Annotated in this window: 11 protein-coding genes; 6 read left to right on the plus strand and 5 right to left on the minus strand. The window is 72.4% G+C overall.

All coding sequences use genetic code 11. The features are described from left to right. Nucleotides 1–8: 8 nt before the first annotated feature. From fxsT to ACQP1P_RS31550, 5 genes are all read right to left on the minus strand, one after another. Nucleotides 9–3,962 carry an FxSxx-COOH system tetratricopeptide repeat protein gene (gene fxsT, locus ACQP1P_RS31530; RefSeq protein WP_433076345.1) on the minus strand — a complete coding sequence of 1,318 codons (3,954 nt, stop codon included), beginning with the start codon at nt 3,960–3,962 and terminating at the stop codon, nt 9–11. A 6-nt stretch (nt 3,963–3,968) separates the two neighbouring features. Next, on the minus strand, nt 3,969–5,210 hold the full coding sequence (locus ACQP1P_RS31535) for a TIR-like protein FxsC (RefSeq protein WP_433076347.1): 1,242 nt from the start codon (nt 5,208–5,210) through the stop codon (nt 3,969–3,971). Continuing rightward, complete coding sequence (locus tag ACQP1P_RS31540) at nt 5,207–5,863, minus strand: TIR-like protein FxsC (RefSeq protein WP_433076349.1); 657 nt, start codon at nt 5,861–5,863, stop codon at nt 5,207–5,209. Before ACQP1P_RS31540 ends, ACQP1P_RS31535 begins: the two co-directional genes overlap by 4 nt. Nucleotides 5,864–5,974: 111 nt before the next feature. Further along, entirely contained in the window at nt 5,975–8,257 is a 2,283-nt protein-coding gene (locus ACQP1P_RS31545) for an FxsB family cyclophane-forming radical SAM/SPASM peptide maturase (RefSeq protein ID WP_433076351.1), read from the minus strand. A 25-nt stretch (nt 8,258–8,282) separates the two neighbouring features. Then, nucleotides 8,283–8,411 (minus strand): hypothetical protein, encoded by a 129-nt coding sequence (locus ACQP1P_RS31550; protein ID WP_433076352.1) that lies wholly within the window; start codon nt 8,409–8,411, stop codon nt 8,283–8,285. A gap of 338 nt (nt 8,412–8,749) precedes the next feature. Between ACQP1P_RS31550 and ACQP1P_RS31555 the strand changes: the two genes are divergently transcribed. From ACQP1P_RS31555 to ACQP1P_RS31580, 6 genes are all read left to right on the plus strand, one after another. Continuing rightward, entirely contained in the window at nt 8,750–9,511 is a 762-nt protein-coding gene (locus tag ACQP1P_RS31555; protein ID WP_433076355.1) for a polyphosphate kinase 2 family protein, read from the plus strand. A 40-nt stretch (nt 9,512–9,551) separates the two neighbouring features. Then, complete coding sequence (locus tag ACQP1P_RS31560) at nt 9,552–10,052, plus strand: hemerythrin domain-containing protein (protein WP_433076357.1); 501 nt, start codon at nt 9,552–9,554, stop codon at nt 10,050–10,052. A gap of 64 nt (nt 10,053–10,116) precedes the next feature. Then, nucleotides 10,117–13,356: a bifunctional lysylphosphatidylglycerol synthetase/lysine--tRNA ligase LysX gene (gene lysX, locus ACQP1P_RS31565; protein ID WP_433090180.1), complete on the plus strand. Its 3,240-nt coding sequence runs from the start codon at nt 10,117–10,119 to the stop codon at nt 13,354–13,356. A gap of 53 nt (nt 13,357–13,409) precedes the next feature. Next, nucleotides 13,410–14,147, plus strand: a complete 738-nt coding sequence (locus ACQP1P_RS31570) for an IclR family transcriptional regulator (protein WP_433076359.1) — start codon at nt 13,410–13,412, stop codon at nt 14,145–14,147. Nucleotides 14,148–14,188: 41 nt separating this feature from the next. Continuing rightward, nucleotides 14,189–14,671, plus strand: a complete 483-nt coding sequence (locus tag ACQP1P_RS31575) for a cation:proton antiporter regulatory subunit (RefSeq protein ID WP_433076361.1) — start codon at nt 14,189–14,191, stop codon at nt 14,669–14,671. A 6-nt stretch (nt 14,672–14,677) separates the two neighbouring features. Next, nucleotides 14,678–15,856, plus strand: coding sequence for a cation:proton antiporter (locus ACQP1P_RS31580; RefSeq protein ID WP_433076363.1), 1,179 nt, complete (start codon nt 14,678–14,680; stop codon nt 15,854–15,856). Nucleotides 15,857–15,901: the final 45 nt, after the last annotated feature.

Below are 15,901 nucleotides of genomic sequence, written 5' to 3' on the forward strand. Positions count from 1 at the left end.
CGATCCGGCTAGAACGGGTGCGGGTCCAGCACCCGATGCAGATGGCGGCGCTGGTGCAGCGCGACGACCGCCGGGTGGCTGTCGCCGAGCGCCTGCACCAGCCGATCCAGGACGTCCGCGAGGGCGGCCTCGTCTCCGATACCGAGGGTGCGGCGGACCAGCGCCAGGTTCGCCTCGCAGCGCAACGTGTCCGGATGGTCTGGCCCGGCCACCCGCCTCTGCCGCTCGAAGACCTGGGCGATCAGGTCGAGCGCGGCGTTCGGGTCGTCTCGCTCGGCCTTGGCCACAGCGAGGTTGAGGCGCGCGGCCAGCGTGTACGGGTGATCGGCGCCCAGGACGGCCTCCATCGCGGTCGACGCCTTCAAGGCGTACCGCTCCGCCACGTCGAAGTCTTCGCGGGCCCGGGCGATAGCGCCCAGGTTGCTGAGGCAGGCGAGCGTGTGCGGATGGCGGCGGCCCAGGCTGACGGAGTAGGCGGCCTCGACCTCGCTCATCTCGCTGGCCGCGGTGTCGTAGGCGACCCGGCGCCGCTGCTCCGCCGCCTCGTTGCCGCCGACGGCCAGGATGTTGCAGGCCCGGCTCAGCCGCACGGCCAGCGTGTCGGGGCTGGCCGGACCGCGCAGCTCGTTGAGCTGCTCGTAGGCATTCTCCAGCAGCGGGGCCGCCTCCGCGGCCCGCCCGGCGCTGCGCAGTGACACCGCGAGGTTCGCCTTCGCCTCGAACATTCGCACGGTGTCCGGCAGCACCTTCTCGAACTGGTTCGCGACGAACTCCAGCAACCGGATGGAGCCCTCGTAGTCGCCGGCCTCGCGCAGGTCCCGGCCGAGGTTGCCGCCGGCCAGCAGGGTGTTCGGGTGCAGCTCGCCGAGCACCTTGCGTCGGCCCTCGTACGCACCGGTGTCACCCTCCCGCGCCTGACGGAAATCGCCGGCGAGCCGGTAGGAGGCGGCCAGGTTGTTCAGGGCGGCGAGCGTGCGGACATTCTCGTCGCCGAACCGATCGGACCAGGTCTGGTATGTCGCCGCGTCCCGGGCCAGTGCGTCGGCGTACTTCCCGAGGGCCCGGTAGTCCGCGCCCAGGCCGCCGGCGGTCATGAGCGTATGGGGATGCGTCGTGCCCAGCAGCTCTTCCTGCTGCGCCAGCACCGCCTCGTCGAGTTGGCGGGCCTCCTCGAACAGGCCACCGGTGCGCAGGATGTTGGCCAGGTTGAAACGCAGGTGCAGCAGTTGGCGCAGCAGTGTCTTGCGCTCGGCCTCGCCGGTGGTGTGATCGAGCATCGCGGTCCAGGCGGTGTCGATGTCCCGGCCGAGCACACGTCCGTCGGTGGTTCCACCGGTGAGCCAGACGTAACGCAGCCGATCGATCATCAACTGGCGGACGGCCTCGTCCTCGCACTGCATCGCCCCGGAGAACTCCAGGTGCGGCCAGAGCATCCGGAAGCGCGGCCAGGTCTCGGGGTTGTCGACCTCGTCCTTCGCGTCACGGGGGCGCGACGCCGCGAGAATCCGGTGCACCTGGTGTTTCGCGGCGACGAGCTCCTCTTCGCTCATGCGGCTCCGGACGACATGCTGCAGCAACCGGTGGACCTGGATCTGCCCGCCGGCGACATCGAGCTTGAGCAGCGCCAGCCGGTTGATCTCCTGGACCAGCACGCCGCGGTACATCGGCTCGGACATGGCCGGGTCCAGATCGCTGACCGCGGCGGCGAGCTCGTCGCTGTACACCAGGTCGAGCGCGATCTCCGGGGCCATCACCGAGCACAGTTGCAACAGGCGGTAGGCGGCCGGCGAGCGGTCCTGCAGCCGTTGCAGCGAAAGGTCCCACGTGGCCGCGACCGACCGGCTGGTCGGCGGATCGGCGAGGTTCGCCGGGCCGTGCTGCTCGATCTGACGCAGATACTCGCCCACGTCGGTGCCGGTCTCGGCGATCCACGCCCCGGCCGCCGCGACGGCGATCGGCAGGTCGCCGAGCAGCTCCGCGACCCGGTTGGCGTCCTCCAGCCGGATGGTGGGCACGCGCTGACGCAGGTGAGCGATGCTCTCCCGGCGCAGGAACACCTCGACCGGCATGGCGGTGGCCCGATCGGCCCACTTCGTGTTGCGCGACGTGATCAGGACGTGGACGCGCTCAGTGGGCAGGAACGGCACCACCCGTGGCACGTCCTCCGCGTTGTCGAAGATCAGCAGGACCCTCGGGAACGGCCGGCCCCGGCCGAGCGCGGCGACCACGGCACGGGCCGTCTCGGGGATGCCGCCCTGCACCGGCAGCTCTAGCCGCTCGGCGAGGTCGGCCAGCGCGGTGTCGACGAAGTTCACCGGGTCGGCCTGAATCCACCAGACCACGTCGTAGGCATTCTTGAACCGGTGCGCGTACTCGATGGCCAGCTGAGTCTTGCCGATACCGCCCATGCCCTGCAGCGCGATCGGCATGTCACCGGTCAGCAGCGCGGCGCTGCGGCGCTGCAGCAGATTGGCCCGGATCTGCCGTAGGTCCGCCTCACGACCGGTGAACTTGGTGTTGCGGATCGGCACGTTGAACACCGCCGCCTCGGTGCCGGGGAACCGCACGCCGATGTCGGCCGGATCGGGCACGGGCCGATCCGGCGGGAACCCGACGAGGCGCAGCACCCGGTCGGCGGCCTGCTGCAGCGGCTGGCCGGCGAGGAAGGCTGAGCGCTCCATCGGGTAGCTCTGCAACGGTCGGATGTCGGCTACGTAGATCGCCAGGGCGCCCCGGGTGTCGTGCCGGTCCGGCGCGGCCATGTGCACCTCGATGTCGGCGTTCGCCTGCGAGATGATGGTGAGCTGGCGAGCGAGGTGGCTGGGCGGGTTCGCCGCGTCACCGTCGGCGGCGGGCGGCGCGGTCTGCGCGTCGTGGACGCGGATCCCGGCCTCCTGCAGCAGCTTCTCGACCCACTCCGCCCACACCTGGTCGACCGGGGAGTAGCGCAGCGACACCACCTCCTCGGCGGCCACGACCTGGCGCGCGAATCGGCTCAGCGTGCGCTGGCGCAGCGCCTCCTCCATGGCCGGCATGCGCTCGACCGCGCCATCGGTGATCTGTGCGGCGAGCGCCTCGTAGGCGGCGAGCATCGTCTTGCCCGAACGCGGCCAGTCACCGAAGGCGGCGAGGGTCTCCTCGTAGTTGTAGAAGGCGCGGTACGGCACCTCGACGGCCGACCAGTAGACCTCCCGCTCCGATTTGCTCATCCCGTCCGGCAGCCCGGCGAAACGCTCCAGCGCCACCGCCCGCCCGACGTCGGCCTTCTCCTTCTCCGCCGGGTCGACCCGCATCGCCACCGGCAGCACCCGGATGGCGCGCCTGGGCCGTGTGCGGTGCACCGAGCGGGCCACCCGTGCGGCGCCGTCGATGCCCTGCTCGCTGTAGGTGAAGCAGGTGACGAGGATGTCGGGCAGCTGCTGGGTGCAGATGCCGGCCACGTCGCTGACCCCGGTACGGCTGTCGATGAGGACGTAGTCGTACTTGCGGCGCATGTCCTCGCGCATCGCGTCGAGGAACTGCCCGCCCCCGAGCCGCTCGTAGAAGTCGTCCCAGTTCATGCCGTTGAGCTCGCGGGCGTAGTCGGAGTTCTGCTGGCCCGCGGCCAGGAAGTCGATCCCGCCGTGGCCCGGGAAGTGGTCCCACTCCAGTGAGAACGCGTGCGGCTGGACCCGCGCGTACTGCTGGTACCAGCCCTCGCCGCGCGGCTCCTCACGAGTCGTCGCCCACTCGTAGGCGCGGATCATGCCGATCACGCCGGTGGCGACGTCGATCTGCTCCTGCCGGATGAACGGCTTGAAGAACCGGTGCAGGCCCGGCGAGTCGAGGTCCCAGTCGGCGACGAGGACCCGCTTGCCGTTGGACGCGAGGATCCACGCCATGTTGGCCAGCGCCATCGTCCGGCCCGTCCCACCCTTGAACGAGTAGAACGTCACGATCTTGCCCGGCGGCTTCTCGTTCATCGCTCCTCATTCCCGATTCCCGGACGTGTCGTTTCCGGAAGTTCCCGGGTCCGGCCGGCCGTTGAGCCTCGGGGGCTCCTGACGCGGACCGGACGGGGGAAACACCTCACCAGTGCTCAGGTACTCCTTGCGGGTGCCGTCGACGATCGCGGGCAGGCGGTAGGCCAGTTCGTCGAGGTCCTGCACCGCCGTGATCCGCCGCGCGCCGATCCGACCGAGCCTAGCGGTTACCTCCCCGTAGAGTTCCGCACCGCGCCCGGAGTGCTCCGGGTCGTGGCGGTCGATCACCACCATGAACGTGACCCAGTCGTGCAGATGCTTGACGATCGGCGCCAAGATGTCCCCGGCGCCGGCGGCGGCGAACGTCCACGGATCGACGAGCAGCAGCGCCGGGCAGGTGTCGAGCAGCCGCACGTCGTCGTCCACCGCGGAGTCGATGAGTCGCGTCGGCAGCCCTCGCCGCTCCGCGGCGTTGGCGGCGTACTCGGCCAGGGACAGCTCGCGCATCGCCGCGAAAGGGCGCCACCACTGCCGGTTCGGGCCGTACGCCGCCGGCGACCGGCCCGGCGGCAGATGCTCCAGCGTCGGCGCGAGAACCCCGACGAGGAAGGGCTTCTCCCCGTCGGCGGCCGGCGGGGTGAACCGGACCTCGTCGATGGGGACAGCCGGCGTCGGACGCAGCGACGAGGAGCCGGCGACGGCGACGATCTGCCGGGCGAGGCGCTCCACGATGCGCCGGTACGCCGGCTGGTACACCTTCAGCATGCACAGCGCACGCAGCCCGTTCTCCTGATACTCGGGGACGCCGTGCCCGAGCGCCAGCGCCGCACCGCGCTCGGGGACGTCGTCCCACGTCGGCAGCGGCACCCACAGCACCGGCATGACGTGCCGCTGACGCTGCCCGGCCGGCAGGGCGGCGTCCAAGCGCTGCAGGAACGCCGCCCGCTCGCGCATCGGCCAGGACTTGTTGAAGTAGTTCGGCGAGTAGAGCGCGACGAACACGTCGGCCTGCGCCAGCATCTCCCCTTGCCTGGCCTTCCAGTCCGAGCCGGGCTCGGCGAGGGCGGCGAAGAACCCGACCCGGGTGCCGGGTTCGGCGCCGACGAGCCGGGCGACCTCCGCCGACAGGTCGCCGAACAGGGTCCGCACGTTGCCGTCGGTGTCGGTCTCCTCGCGGCCGGGCAGGGGCTGGGAGTGGGCGTAGCTCAGAAAGAACCAGCAGCGCCGCTGCGGTGGGGCCGGGCTCATCCGTCCTCCTCGGCGAACGTGGTGCGCAGGCCCTCGATGCCGTCCGGGACGGAAGGCTCCACGAGGTAGTTGTGGTGCAGCTGTTGGATGTGCATCGCCAGCTTCCAGACGACGGCGTCGTAGACGTCGTCGTTGCGCGTCCGGATCAGGCCGAGGATGCCGTTGTCCTCGTACGCGGCGACATCTGCCTGCGGTAGCCCCAGCGGGGTGAAACGGTTGATCTCCGCGACGGCCTTGGGCAGCGGGCGCAGCACCCGTGCCCACCGCACCAGCAGGATCGCGGTCTCCTCCCGGTCGGGCTCGCCGGTGGCGCGGCGGACTACATGCCGGCGGGTGAACACATCCCATTCCCGGGGACACCATTCACTGCCGAAGAGATAATCGGTGGAGAGCAGGCAGACCAGAACCTGGCAGGTGCCCGCGGCCCGCAGCACCTGTCGATCCCACCTCGCGCCGCCCGCCTGGGCCAGGTCGACGAATCCCGCGACCTGCCCCGAGGACGAGCCGATCAACTCGTTGACGTTCGCGGTGAGATCGTCGTAGAAGCGCTTCACGTGCCGGTACCGGTCCTGCGGTGGCTGGGCCTGATCGGCGTGGTCGGGGCGTGCGTGGCTGACGAAGAAGACCGGCACCCGCTGGTCGTCACCGTCCACCTGTCGCACTCCTCGTCGCGTCCGGATCGCTGGGACCAACCATAGGCGCCGGGCACCAGCGGGTCGCGCCGTCGCTGCCCGGGCCGAATGCGGATCCCCGTTCGGCCGCGGTCAATCCCCCCACCGGTCGACGGCGCCGGCAAGGGCGTCGGCGAAGCGCTCCCCCGCCGCGGTCAGCGAGCCGCTTCCGCGCAGGACGCCGAGCGCGGCCGCCGTCCAGTCGCGGTACATCCGGTACACCGCCACCGCCGAGGGGTCGCGGCGCGCTCGGGCGCGCCAGATGTCGGCGACGGCGAGGTGCGCGTATGTCCCCTGCAGCACCCCCTCCAACGGACGCGGGTCGTCGCGCCAGCCGACGGCGAAGGTGCGCCGGTCGGCCGGGTCGGTCAGGTCCTGCAGGTCCAGGATGGCGCCGAGCTTGCTGTGCTGGAACTCGTGCACCAGCATCACCGCGAGGGCGGCGCTGTCGGCGGTGTAGGCCACGCCGACCGCGCCGAACGCGTCCCGAGCGGTGGCGCTGTGCATTGCCTCGTCACGGCCCGAACGCAGGGGCGTGATCGCCCGCAGTCCGGCCCGCAGGCCCTCCGCGTAGTCCGGGGCGTCGCGCTGCACGAGCGTCCAGGCCTGGTCCAGGCTCGCGCTCCAGGTTCGTGCCGCCGGGTCGGTCAGGGGTGCCGCAGCGCGGCGGTCGAAGCAGTCGCGGTAGGGGTCGGCGTCCTCCAGGAACACCGCCCCGGCGCCCAGCGTCAGCGTGCGGGTCGGCCGCCAGCCGTCGGCCCCGTCGGCGAGGCCGGGCCCCACCTCGACCAGCACGCCCGGCGCCTTGACCGTGAAGCCGTCGCGTCCGCTCGACACGACTGCCCTCGTCGGGTGCGCGGACCGCGGCACGAGCGTGCCCAGCGTCGGCAGGTGCAGACGCCCCGCGCGCAGCGCCACCGGCACGTCCAGCTCCGCACCGGCGCGGACCGCGATCGCCGCGACCAGCTCGGCGAGCCGGTCGAGGTCCGCCGGAGGATCCTGCGGGCCGGGCCGCAGGCACGTCGCCAGCCAGGGGCGTATGTACGGGTGTGCCAGGACGTCGGCGACCGCGCCGGGGCTCTGCCGCTCCAGGGCGTCCACGGCCGGCCAGGCAGCGGCCGCGAGTTCGGCGCCGGGCGGCAACCCGGTGCCGACGTGGGCCAGCAGCGCCCGTGTGATCGCGAGCTGAGCGGCGGCGAGTTCCCGCACGGCCGGTGCGCCGCCCGGGCCGGAGCCGAACTCGTCGAGCCAGAGTGGGGGCACCTCGCCGATCGCGGCCGCGGGCCGGGTCTGGGGCTGGGGCTGGGCATTCATGGTGGTGATGAGCGCCTTGAGGTCCGCGCAGTACGCCGACGGGTTGTCGAATCCGGCGCCACTGCGGTAGCGGTGGGCGTAGAGACCGCCGCCGCACTGGGCGACGACGGGGCACACCCGGCACTGAGCCGCCAGCCCGGCGAGGCCGGACCGGCGATGGCGCATGGCCGGGGTGGCGAGCACGGCTTCGGCGTCATGGGCATGCACGTTCAGGCCCGTGCCGGCCGCGCCGTGGGCCACGGTCTTCATCGAGTCCGGCTGTTCCCATTCGCCGTCGGTCTCGATCACGACGAGGTCGCCGACATCGATGCCCAGCGCTTCGGTGCCGCTGCCGCCGCCCTGACGGGTCGAGGCGATGGAGTCGAAGAGGCGGATGGGCATCGGGCGGCCGTCGTGGAGCCACCGGCGGTGCAGACCGAGCAGCCACGACGCGTAGGGCGTCGGGTCGGGGCCCGGCCTCGGCGGCGGCCGGTCCCAGGTCGCATGCGGGAGCAGCAGGTCGAGGTGTGGCGGCTCCTGGGCGGCGAGCGCCTCGTAGACCGCCACGGGGTCGTTGCGCAGGTCGATGGTGCACAGGATGCCCGCGTACAGCGTGCGGTAGCGGGGCAGGCGCAGCACGGCCAGGCCGCGCAGGGTTTGCTCGTAGCTGCCGGCCCCGTTGCGGTAGCGGCGGCGGAGGTCGTTCGCAGCCGGTCCGCCGTCCAGCGACACTCCGACCTTCACGCTGTGGGACAAGAGGATCTCGGCCACGGACTCGTTCAGGCGGATACCATTGGTCTGCATGCCCAGGTCGAGGGCGGCGACCGGCTCGATGGTGCGGCGCAAGCGCTCCAGGGTGTCGCGCAGCCGGTCCGCCCCGACGAGCAGGGGTTCGCCGCCGTGCAGCACGACATGGACCTGGCGCAGGGCGTGCCGGGCGGCGTGTTCGGCGATCCGGTCGGCCGCGGCCTGCACGGTTTCGGCCGACATCACCGCAGGCCGGTCACGCCAGGTCTGATCGGCGTGCTCGTAGACATAGCAGTGGTCGCACGCCAGGTTGCACCGGCTATGAATCTTGAGCACGAACTGCCGCAGCGGCGCTGCGGTCCTAGATGCGCGAGCTGAAGGCGGCAACGGCCGGACTGGCCTGGTCCCGGAGACCGACGACGCGCGACACGACTTTCGCGGTCGCCGCGGCAGGAATCTGGTGCAGCAGGCAGCGGCCGGCCTGGTTCACGGGTGACACGGTGTCGGCGCCGTTGATCGCTTCGGGTTCTTTCACAACGCATTCCCCCAGGTATCGATCGACAAGTAGGCGTAGACCTCAATGTCTGAGCCAAGCATAGGCAACACCCGACGTGATGTCACCAGCACGCACGGGTCAGTGCCGGTAAGGCGGGGGCGATTCCGGCACCGGTTACGCGGGCGCTCGGCGGCTCCCCGGGGCCGGCGGTGCGTGCGGGTGGTGGCCCAGCCCGGTGCGGAGTGATCACCGCTGTGACAGGCTGAGGACACGAGGACGAACGGCAGTTGGACGCCGGGCGAACCTTCCGGACCGGAGGCAGGTACTGCAGCATGAGCCGACTCTCCAAAGTCGATCTCTCGGCCGATCTCTCGCGCGAGAAGGGAGAAGAGCGGCTCGCCGCGGCGCAGGAGCGGCTGCTGCGCCTGCGCCTGCTGCTCGGCGGCCAGCTCGGCGAGCACAAGATCGGGCCGCCGCTCTGCATCCTCTTCGAGGGCTGGGACGCCTCCGGCAAGGGCGGGACCATCAAGCGGCTCGTCGCCCCCCTCGACCCCCGCCACGTGCGCGTCGCGCAGTTCGCCGCGCCGACCTACGACGAGAAGCGCCACCACTTCCTGCAGCGGTTCTGGGCCGTCCTGCCCGGCTGGGGCGGCATGGCCGTGCTCGACCGCTCCTGGTACGGCCGGGTCCTCGTCGAGCGCGTCGAGGGCTTCGCCACCCCGAAGCAGTGGAAGCGGGCCTACGCCGAGATCGTCGAGTTCGAGCGCACGCTCACCGCCGAGGGCATGATCCTCATGAAGTTCTGGATGCACGTCTCGCCCGAGGAGCAGCTGCGGCGGTTCGAGGACCGCGCGAACGACCCGCTGCGCTCGTGGAAGCTCACCGACGAGGACTGGCGCAACCGCGAGCGCCGCGCGGACTACGAGGCCGCGGTCGAGGACATGCTCGACAAGACCGACCGGCCGCGCGCCCGCTGGAGCGTCGTGCCCGGCGACAGCAAGCGGTACGCGCGCGTGGCCGTGCTCGAGGAGGTCTGCCACACGATCGAGACGAAGCTGGCCAAGCGCGGCTACGACCTGGACGCCGCCGGCTGAGGGCGGTTTGAAAACCCCCGGGCCAGGTGATGAAGTCGGGATGGACGACATCACCGCGCTGATCCTGGACGACCACGCCGCCTTCCGCCGGGCCTTCGCGCGCCTCGACGACGCCGAGGGCGAGGAGCAGCTCGCCGCGGTCTGGGACGCGCTCGCGCTGCACCTGGAGATCCACGCCGAGGCCGAGGAGCGGATCCTCTACCCGCACCTGCTGCGCCAGCACACCGACGAGGCCGAGGAGGAGACCGACGACGCGATCCGCGACCACAACAAGATCCGCGACGCGATCGAGGCGGCCAAGGAGCACAAGGTCGGCTCCGACGCCTGGTGGAAGGCGGTCTGGGACGCGCGCAAGGAGAACAGCGAGCACCTCACCGAGGAGGAGGACGAGGTGCTGCCCGACTTCCGCAAGCACGCGGGGATGCGCCTGCGCATCGAGCTGGGCGAGCAGTGGCTGACCTTCTACGGCGAGCACCCGAGCGGCAAGGGTCTCACGTTCACCGACAAGGACCCGAAGCGGTACATCCAGGAACACAGTTGAGCCAACGGGGCATGATGGCCCGGTGAAGCGAGAGCGTATCCCGGACTGGTTCGCGGCCGGCCTCATGGTCGTGGCGGTCCTGTGCACCACCGCCGCGGTCAGCGTGGCGCTCGGCTCCCGGGTCCACCCGGTGCGCGCCAGCATCGACGCGCTGCTCGTGCCGGCCCCGGCCAACGTCGGCTACGCGGCGTTCCTGGTGACCCTCGCCGCGGGTGTGCACAACCGCAAACGGATCGCGTTCTGGCTGCTGGTCATCATCTTCTCGGTGCAGGGGTTGTACGACCTGTTCGTGCTCTCCGACCTGGGCGAGCGCGGCGCCGAGGCCCGCGAGCTGCGGCTGCCGTTCCACGGGACGACGGCCGCGGCCGTGAACCTCGGGGTGACCGTGGTCCTGCTGGCGCTGCTGTGGCTGGGCCGGCCCCAGTTCGACGCCAAGGTCCAGCCGGCCAGCCTGCCCAAGGCCCTCGCCACGCTCGGCATCCTGCTCGTCGCGTTCACCGCGGTCGGCTGGGGGCTGGTCGAGCTGTTCCCGGGCTCGCTCGGGCACGGGATCCAGCGGCTGGGGTACAGCGGCCGCATCGTGCTCGGCGGCGCGTTCGGCTTCGACGTCGGGCGCCACGGCCGGGCCCCGGGCTGGGTCAACCTGGTGCTGGGCGCCTTCGGCGCGATCGCGCTCTTCGCGGCCCTCTTCGCCCTGCTGCGCTCCCAGCGCATGATCGCCTCGCTGGACCCGGACGAGGAGCGCGCGGTCCGCCGGCTGCTGGCCGAGCACGGCGAGCGCGACTCGCTGGGGTACTTCGCCACCCGCCGCGACAAGGAGGTCATCCTGTCGCCGTCGGGCCGCTCGGCGATCACCTACCGCGTGGTCTTCGGGGTGTCGCTGGCCAGCGGCGACCCGCTCGGCGACCCCGACTCCTGGGGACCGGCGATCGAGGCGTGGCTGCAGGAGGCGCGCGAGTACGCCTGGACGCCCGCCGTCATGGGCGCGAGCGAGGAGGGCGCGACCGCCTTCGCGCGGGGCGGCCTGCGCGTGATCGAGCTCGGCGACGAGGCCATCCTGCACGTGCGCGACTTCGACCTCGACTCGCCGCGGCTGCGCCAGGTGCGCCAGGCCGTGCACCGGGTCGAGCGGGCCGGCTACACGGTGCGCATCCGCCGGCACGCCGAGATCCCCGCCGACGAGATGGCGCGGATCATCGAGCTCGCCGCCCGCTGGCGCGACACCGAGACCGAGCGCGGGTTCTCGATGGCGCTGGGCCGCCTCGGCGACCCGAACGACGGGCGCTGCGTGCTGGTCGAGGCCCACGACGCGAGCGGGCGCGAGGTGGCGCTGCTGTCGTTCACGCCGTGGGGCGCCGGCGGGCTGTCGCTGGACCTCATGCGCCGCGACCGGCAGTCCGACAACGGGCTCATCGAGACCATGGTCGCCACGCTCATGCGGGAGGCGCCGCGCATCGGGGTGCACCGGGTGTCGCTGAACTTCGCGGTGTTCCGGGCGGTGTTCGAGGAGGGCGCCCGGATCGGGGCCGGGCCGGTGCTGCGGCTGTGGCGGGCGATGCTGCTCGTGGCGTCGCGCTGGTTCCAGCTCGAGTCGCTGTACCGCTCGAACGTGAAGTACAACCCGCAGTGGCTGCCCCGGTACCTGTGCTTCGAGGACGTGCGCGACCTGCCCAAGGTCGGGCTCGCCTCCGGCGTCGCCGAGGGCTTCGTGGTCGTACCGTCGCTGCGCACCCTGCTGCGGCGGGGCAAGTCGTCGCCGTTCGCCGCCGACCGGCGCGATCTCGTCATCACCGACGAGGAACTGGCCGCCCTTCGGGGCACCGACGCCGCCGGGGCCGGGCCGGACCTGCGCAAGCGGCCCGAGCAGGTGCGCATCCGCATCGCGAAGCTCGCCGCGCTGCGGGCGTCGGGGATCGAGCCGTACCCGCCCGGCTTCGCCCGCACCCACAGCGCGCTGCAGATCCGGGCCGCCCACCCGGGCCTGGCCGCGGACGCGCGCACCGGCGAGCGGGTCGCGCTCGCGGGCCGGGTGATCCGCCTGCGCGACCACGGCGGGCTGTGCTTCGCCACGCTGCGGGACTGGACCGGCGACCTGCAGGTGGTGCTCACCGGCCGGCCCGAGTTCGCCGCGACCGTCGACCTCGGCGACCACGTGGGGGTCGTGGGCGAGGTCGGCACGACCAGGCGCGGCGAGCTGTCGGTCTTCGCCGACGCGTGGGAGCTGACCGCCAAGTGCCTGCAGCCGTTGCCGGACAAGCACAGGGGCATGGCCGACCCCGAGGCGATGGTCCGCCGCCGCCACGTCGACCTCATCGTCAACCCGCCCGCCCGCGACATGGTCCGCACCCGCTCCGCCGTGACGTTCGCCCTGCGCCGGGCGCTGCACGGGCACGCGTACGTCGAGGTCGAGACCCCCGTGCTGCAGCCGATCCACGGCGGCGCGAACGCCCGGCCCTTCGTCACCCACAGCAACGCCTACGACATGCGGCTCTACCTGCGCATCGCGCCGGAGCTGTACCTCAAGCGCCTCGCCGTCGGCGGTGTCGAGCGGGTCTTCGAGATCGGGCGCAACTTCCGCAACGAGGGCGTCGACGCGACCCACAACCCCGAGTTCACGATGCTGGAGGCCTACGAGGCGTACGGCGACTACACCACCATGCGCGGGCTGGTCCGCGAGCTGATCCTGGCCGCCGCGGGCGACGAGCCGGTGCTGCGGCGCGAGTTCGCGGGGCAGGAGCGGGTGGTCGACCTGCGCGACGAGTGGCCGGTGGTGCCCGTCTACACCGCGGTGTCGGAGGCGGCCGGGGCCGTGGTGACCCCGGACTCGACCGTGACCGAGCTGCGGGAGCTGGCCGACAAGCTCTCGATCGCCTGGCTCGACGGGTGGACCCACGGGCAGCTGGTGCTGGAGCTGTACGAGCACCTGGTCGAGGGCGCGACGGTACGGCCGACGTTCTACACCGACTTCCCCGTCGACGTCTCCCCGCTGACCCGCCAGCACCGCGACGACCCGCGGCTGGCCGAGCGCTGGGACCTCGTGGCCTTCGGCATGGAGCTCGGCACCGCGTACACCGAGCTCGTCGACCCGGTCGAGCTGCGGGCCCGGCTGACCGCGCAGTCGCTGCGGGCGGCGGCCGGCGACCCGGAGGCGATGGAGCTCGACGAGGACTTCCTGGACGCGTTCGAGTTCGCGATGCCGCCCAGCGGCGGGCTGGGGCTGGGCGTGGACCGGCTCGTCATGTTGCTGACGGGACGGACGATTCGCGAGACGCTGCCGTTCCCTCTGGTGAAGCCGGGGCGCTAGAGTGGAATGAGTCCAATTTCTTTGTTCGCGCCCGCGATGGGAACAGACGGCGAATGGCCGATGAGAGCCCGACCCTGGATCTCCTCGAGCGGTTGGCGGCGGCGCCCGATCGGATGACGATCGACGCCCTGTGCCGCCAGATCGGACTGCCCGAGCCCATCCTGCGCGGGCGGCTGGCGCTGCTGGTCGCGCGCGGCTGGGTCGAGGCCGACGCCGAGGGCTCCTCCTACGCGATCGGCGTCGGGGCGCTGCGCCCGCTGGGCGCCTACCTCTCCGCCGACCGCACCGCCCGGCTGGCCGGGCCGATCCTGGGCCGGTTGCGCGACCAGCTCGGCGAGTCGATCCGGCTCGTGCGCCTCGACGGCGCCGCGATCGTGTGCCTGGCCGTGCGCGAGTCCGCCCACGACCTCGGCGGGCCGGTCGTCGGCCGGCGCTTCCCGGCCATCTCCGCGGCCAGCGGGCGGGCGATCCTGGCCGGGCGCGACGCCGCCGAGCTCGACGCGATCCTGGCCGCGGGCGTGCGGGCGCACACCGCGGACTCCGTGGTCGATCGGGCCGAGCTCGACGCCGCGCTCGCCGAGTGCCGGGCGCGCGGGGTGGCGTACGAGCGCGGCGAGGTGCTTCCCGGCGTCGGGTGCATCGCCGCCGCGGTGCGCGTGGACGGGCTGCCGGTCACCGACGCGATCAGCTGCGGGGCGCCCCTGTCCCGGCTCACCCACGACCACGCCGAGGACATCGCCGCCGGGGTGCGGCGCGCGGCCGACGAGCTGGCGGCCGCCATTCTCGGGTGAAACCGGCATTTGCGGAGCTTCTTCGCTTTTAGCATGAGTCCATGGACGTCGAGCGCATCGACCTGCCCGGGATCGGCACCAGCCACGTGGTCACCACGGCGCGCGGGCGGCGGATCGGCATCGTGTCGCACCGCAGCGGCCGCCGGGACCTCGTCGTCTACGACAAGGGGGACCCGGACACGAGCGTCGTCTCGGTGGCCCTGCACGCCGACGAGGCGAACGCCATCGCGGAGTACCTCGGCACCGCCCGCATCGTCGAGCAGCTCGCCGAGATGCAGCGCCAGGTCGCCGGGCTGGTCACCGAGCAGCTCGTGATCGCGCCGGGCTCGCCCTACGCCGGGCGGACGCTGGGCGACACCAAGGCCCGCACGCGCACCGGCGCGTCGATCGTGGCGGTGGTGCGCGGCAACGACGTGATCGCGAGCCCGCGGCCGGACTTCGGGCTGCGGGCGCGCGACCTGATCGTCGCGGTCGGCACCGCCGCCGGGGTCGAGGGCGTCGCGGCACTGCTCATCGACGGGTAGGGGCGCGTGCACCACGACACCATCCTGGTCGAGCTCGGCGCCGTGATCCTCGCCCTCGGGCTGCTCGGCGCCGTGTCGCTGCGGTTCTCGATCTCGCCGATCCCGCTGTACCTCGTCGCCGGCCTCGCCTTCGGGGCCGGCGGGGTGCTGCCGCTGAACACGAGCACGGAGTTCATCTCGGCGGGCGCCAAGATCGGCGTGATCCTGCTGCTGTTCACGCTCGGGCTGGAGTACACCGCGCCGGAGCTCGTCGGCACGCTGCGCACCTGCGCACCGGCGGGCCTGGTGGACCTCGTGCTCAACGCGGCGCCCGGCGTGGCGGCCGCGCTGATCCTGGGCTGGGGCCCGGTCGCCGCCGTGGCCCTCGGCGGGGTGACGTACGTGACGTCGTCCGGCATCACCGCGAAGGTGCTCGGCGACCTCGGCTGGCTGGGCAACCGCGAGACGCCGGTGGTGCTGTCGCTGCTGGTCTTCGAGGACCTCATGATGGCGCTGTACCTGCCGATCCTGACCGCGCTGCTGGCCGGCGTGGGCGTGCTGGGCGGCACCGCGACCCTGGCCCTGGCCGCCGCGACGATCAGCTTCGTGCTGCTGGTGGCACTGCGGTTCGGCACCGTCGTGGAGCGCTTCGTGGCCAGCGAGAGCGAGGAGGTGCTGCTGCTCAAGGTGCTCGGGCTGACCGTGCTCGTGGCCGGGGCGGCGGAGCTGCTGCAGGTCTCGGCGGCGGTCGGGGCGTTCCTGGTCGGCATCGCGCTGTCCGGGCCGCTCGCGCACACCGCCCGGCAGCTGCTGACCCCGCTGCGCGACCTGTTCGCGGCGGTGTTCTTCGTCTTCTTCGGCCTGCAGACCGACCCGCGCGCGCTGCCGCCGGTGCTCGGCGTGGCCGCGCTGCTGGCGCTGTGCGGGATCGTCTCGAAGCTCGCCACCGGCTGGATCGCGGCGCGGCGGGCCGGGGTCGCGCTGACCGGGCGGGTGCGCGCCGGTGCCGCGCTGCTGCCCCGCGGCGAGTTCAACATCGTCATCGCCGGGCTCGCGGTCGCGGCCGGCAGCCATCCGAAGCTCGGCCCGCTCGCCGCCGCCTACGTGCTGATCCTGGCCATCCTGGGCCCGATCGCGGCCCGCGCGGCCGAGCCTGTGGCCCGGCTCTTCGCCCGGCGAGCCGCGCGCCGACGAACGGCCGCATAACTCTGCCCGAAATGCGGAATTTCCCTGATCCGCCCGTCTTTGCCC

The sequence above is a fragment of the Dactylosporangium sp. CA-052675 genome (assembly GCF_050947935.1).
Taxonomy (GTDB): domain Bacteria; phylum Actinomycetota; class Actinomycetes; order Mycobacteriales; family Micromonosporaceae; genus Dactylosporangium.

Bases quoted from the DNA above. Each gene is read 5' to 3' on its own strand.
- fxsT (WP_433076345.1), bottom strand. From the start codon at position 3,962: ATGAACGAGAAGCCGCCGGGCAAGATCGTGACGTTCTACTCGTTCAAG.
- ACQP1P_RS31535 (WP_433076347.1), bottom strand. From the start codon at position 5,210: ATGAGCCCGGCCCCACCGCAGCGGCGCTGCTGGTTCTTTCTGAGCTAC.
- ACQP1P_RS31555 (WP_433076355.1), top strand. From the start codon at position 8,750: ATGAGCCGACTCTCCAAAGTCGATCTCTCGGCCGATCTCTCGCGCGAG.
- ACQP1P_RS31560 (WP_433076357.1), top strand. From the start codon at position 9,552: ATGGACGACATCACCGCGCTGATCCTGGACGACCACGCCGCCTTCCGC.
- lysX (WP_433090180.1), top strand. From the start codon at position 10,117: ATGGTCGTGGCGGTCCTGTGCACCACCGCCGCGGTCAGCGTGGCGCTC.
- ACQP1P_RS31570 (WP_433076359.1), top strand. From the start codon at position 13,410: ATGGCCGATGAGAGCCCGACCCTGGATCTCCTCGAGCGGTTGGCGGCG.
- ACQP1P_RS31575 (WP_433076361.1), top strand. From the start codon at position 14,189: ATGGACGTCGAGCGCATCGACCTGCCCGGGATCGGCACCAGCCACGTG.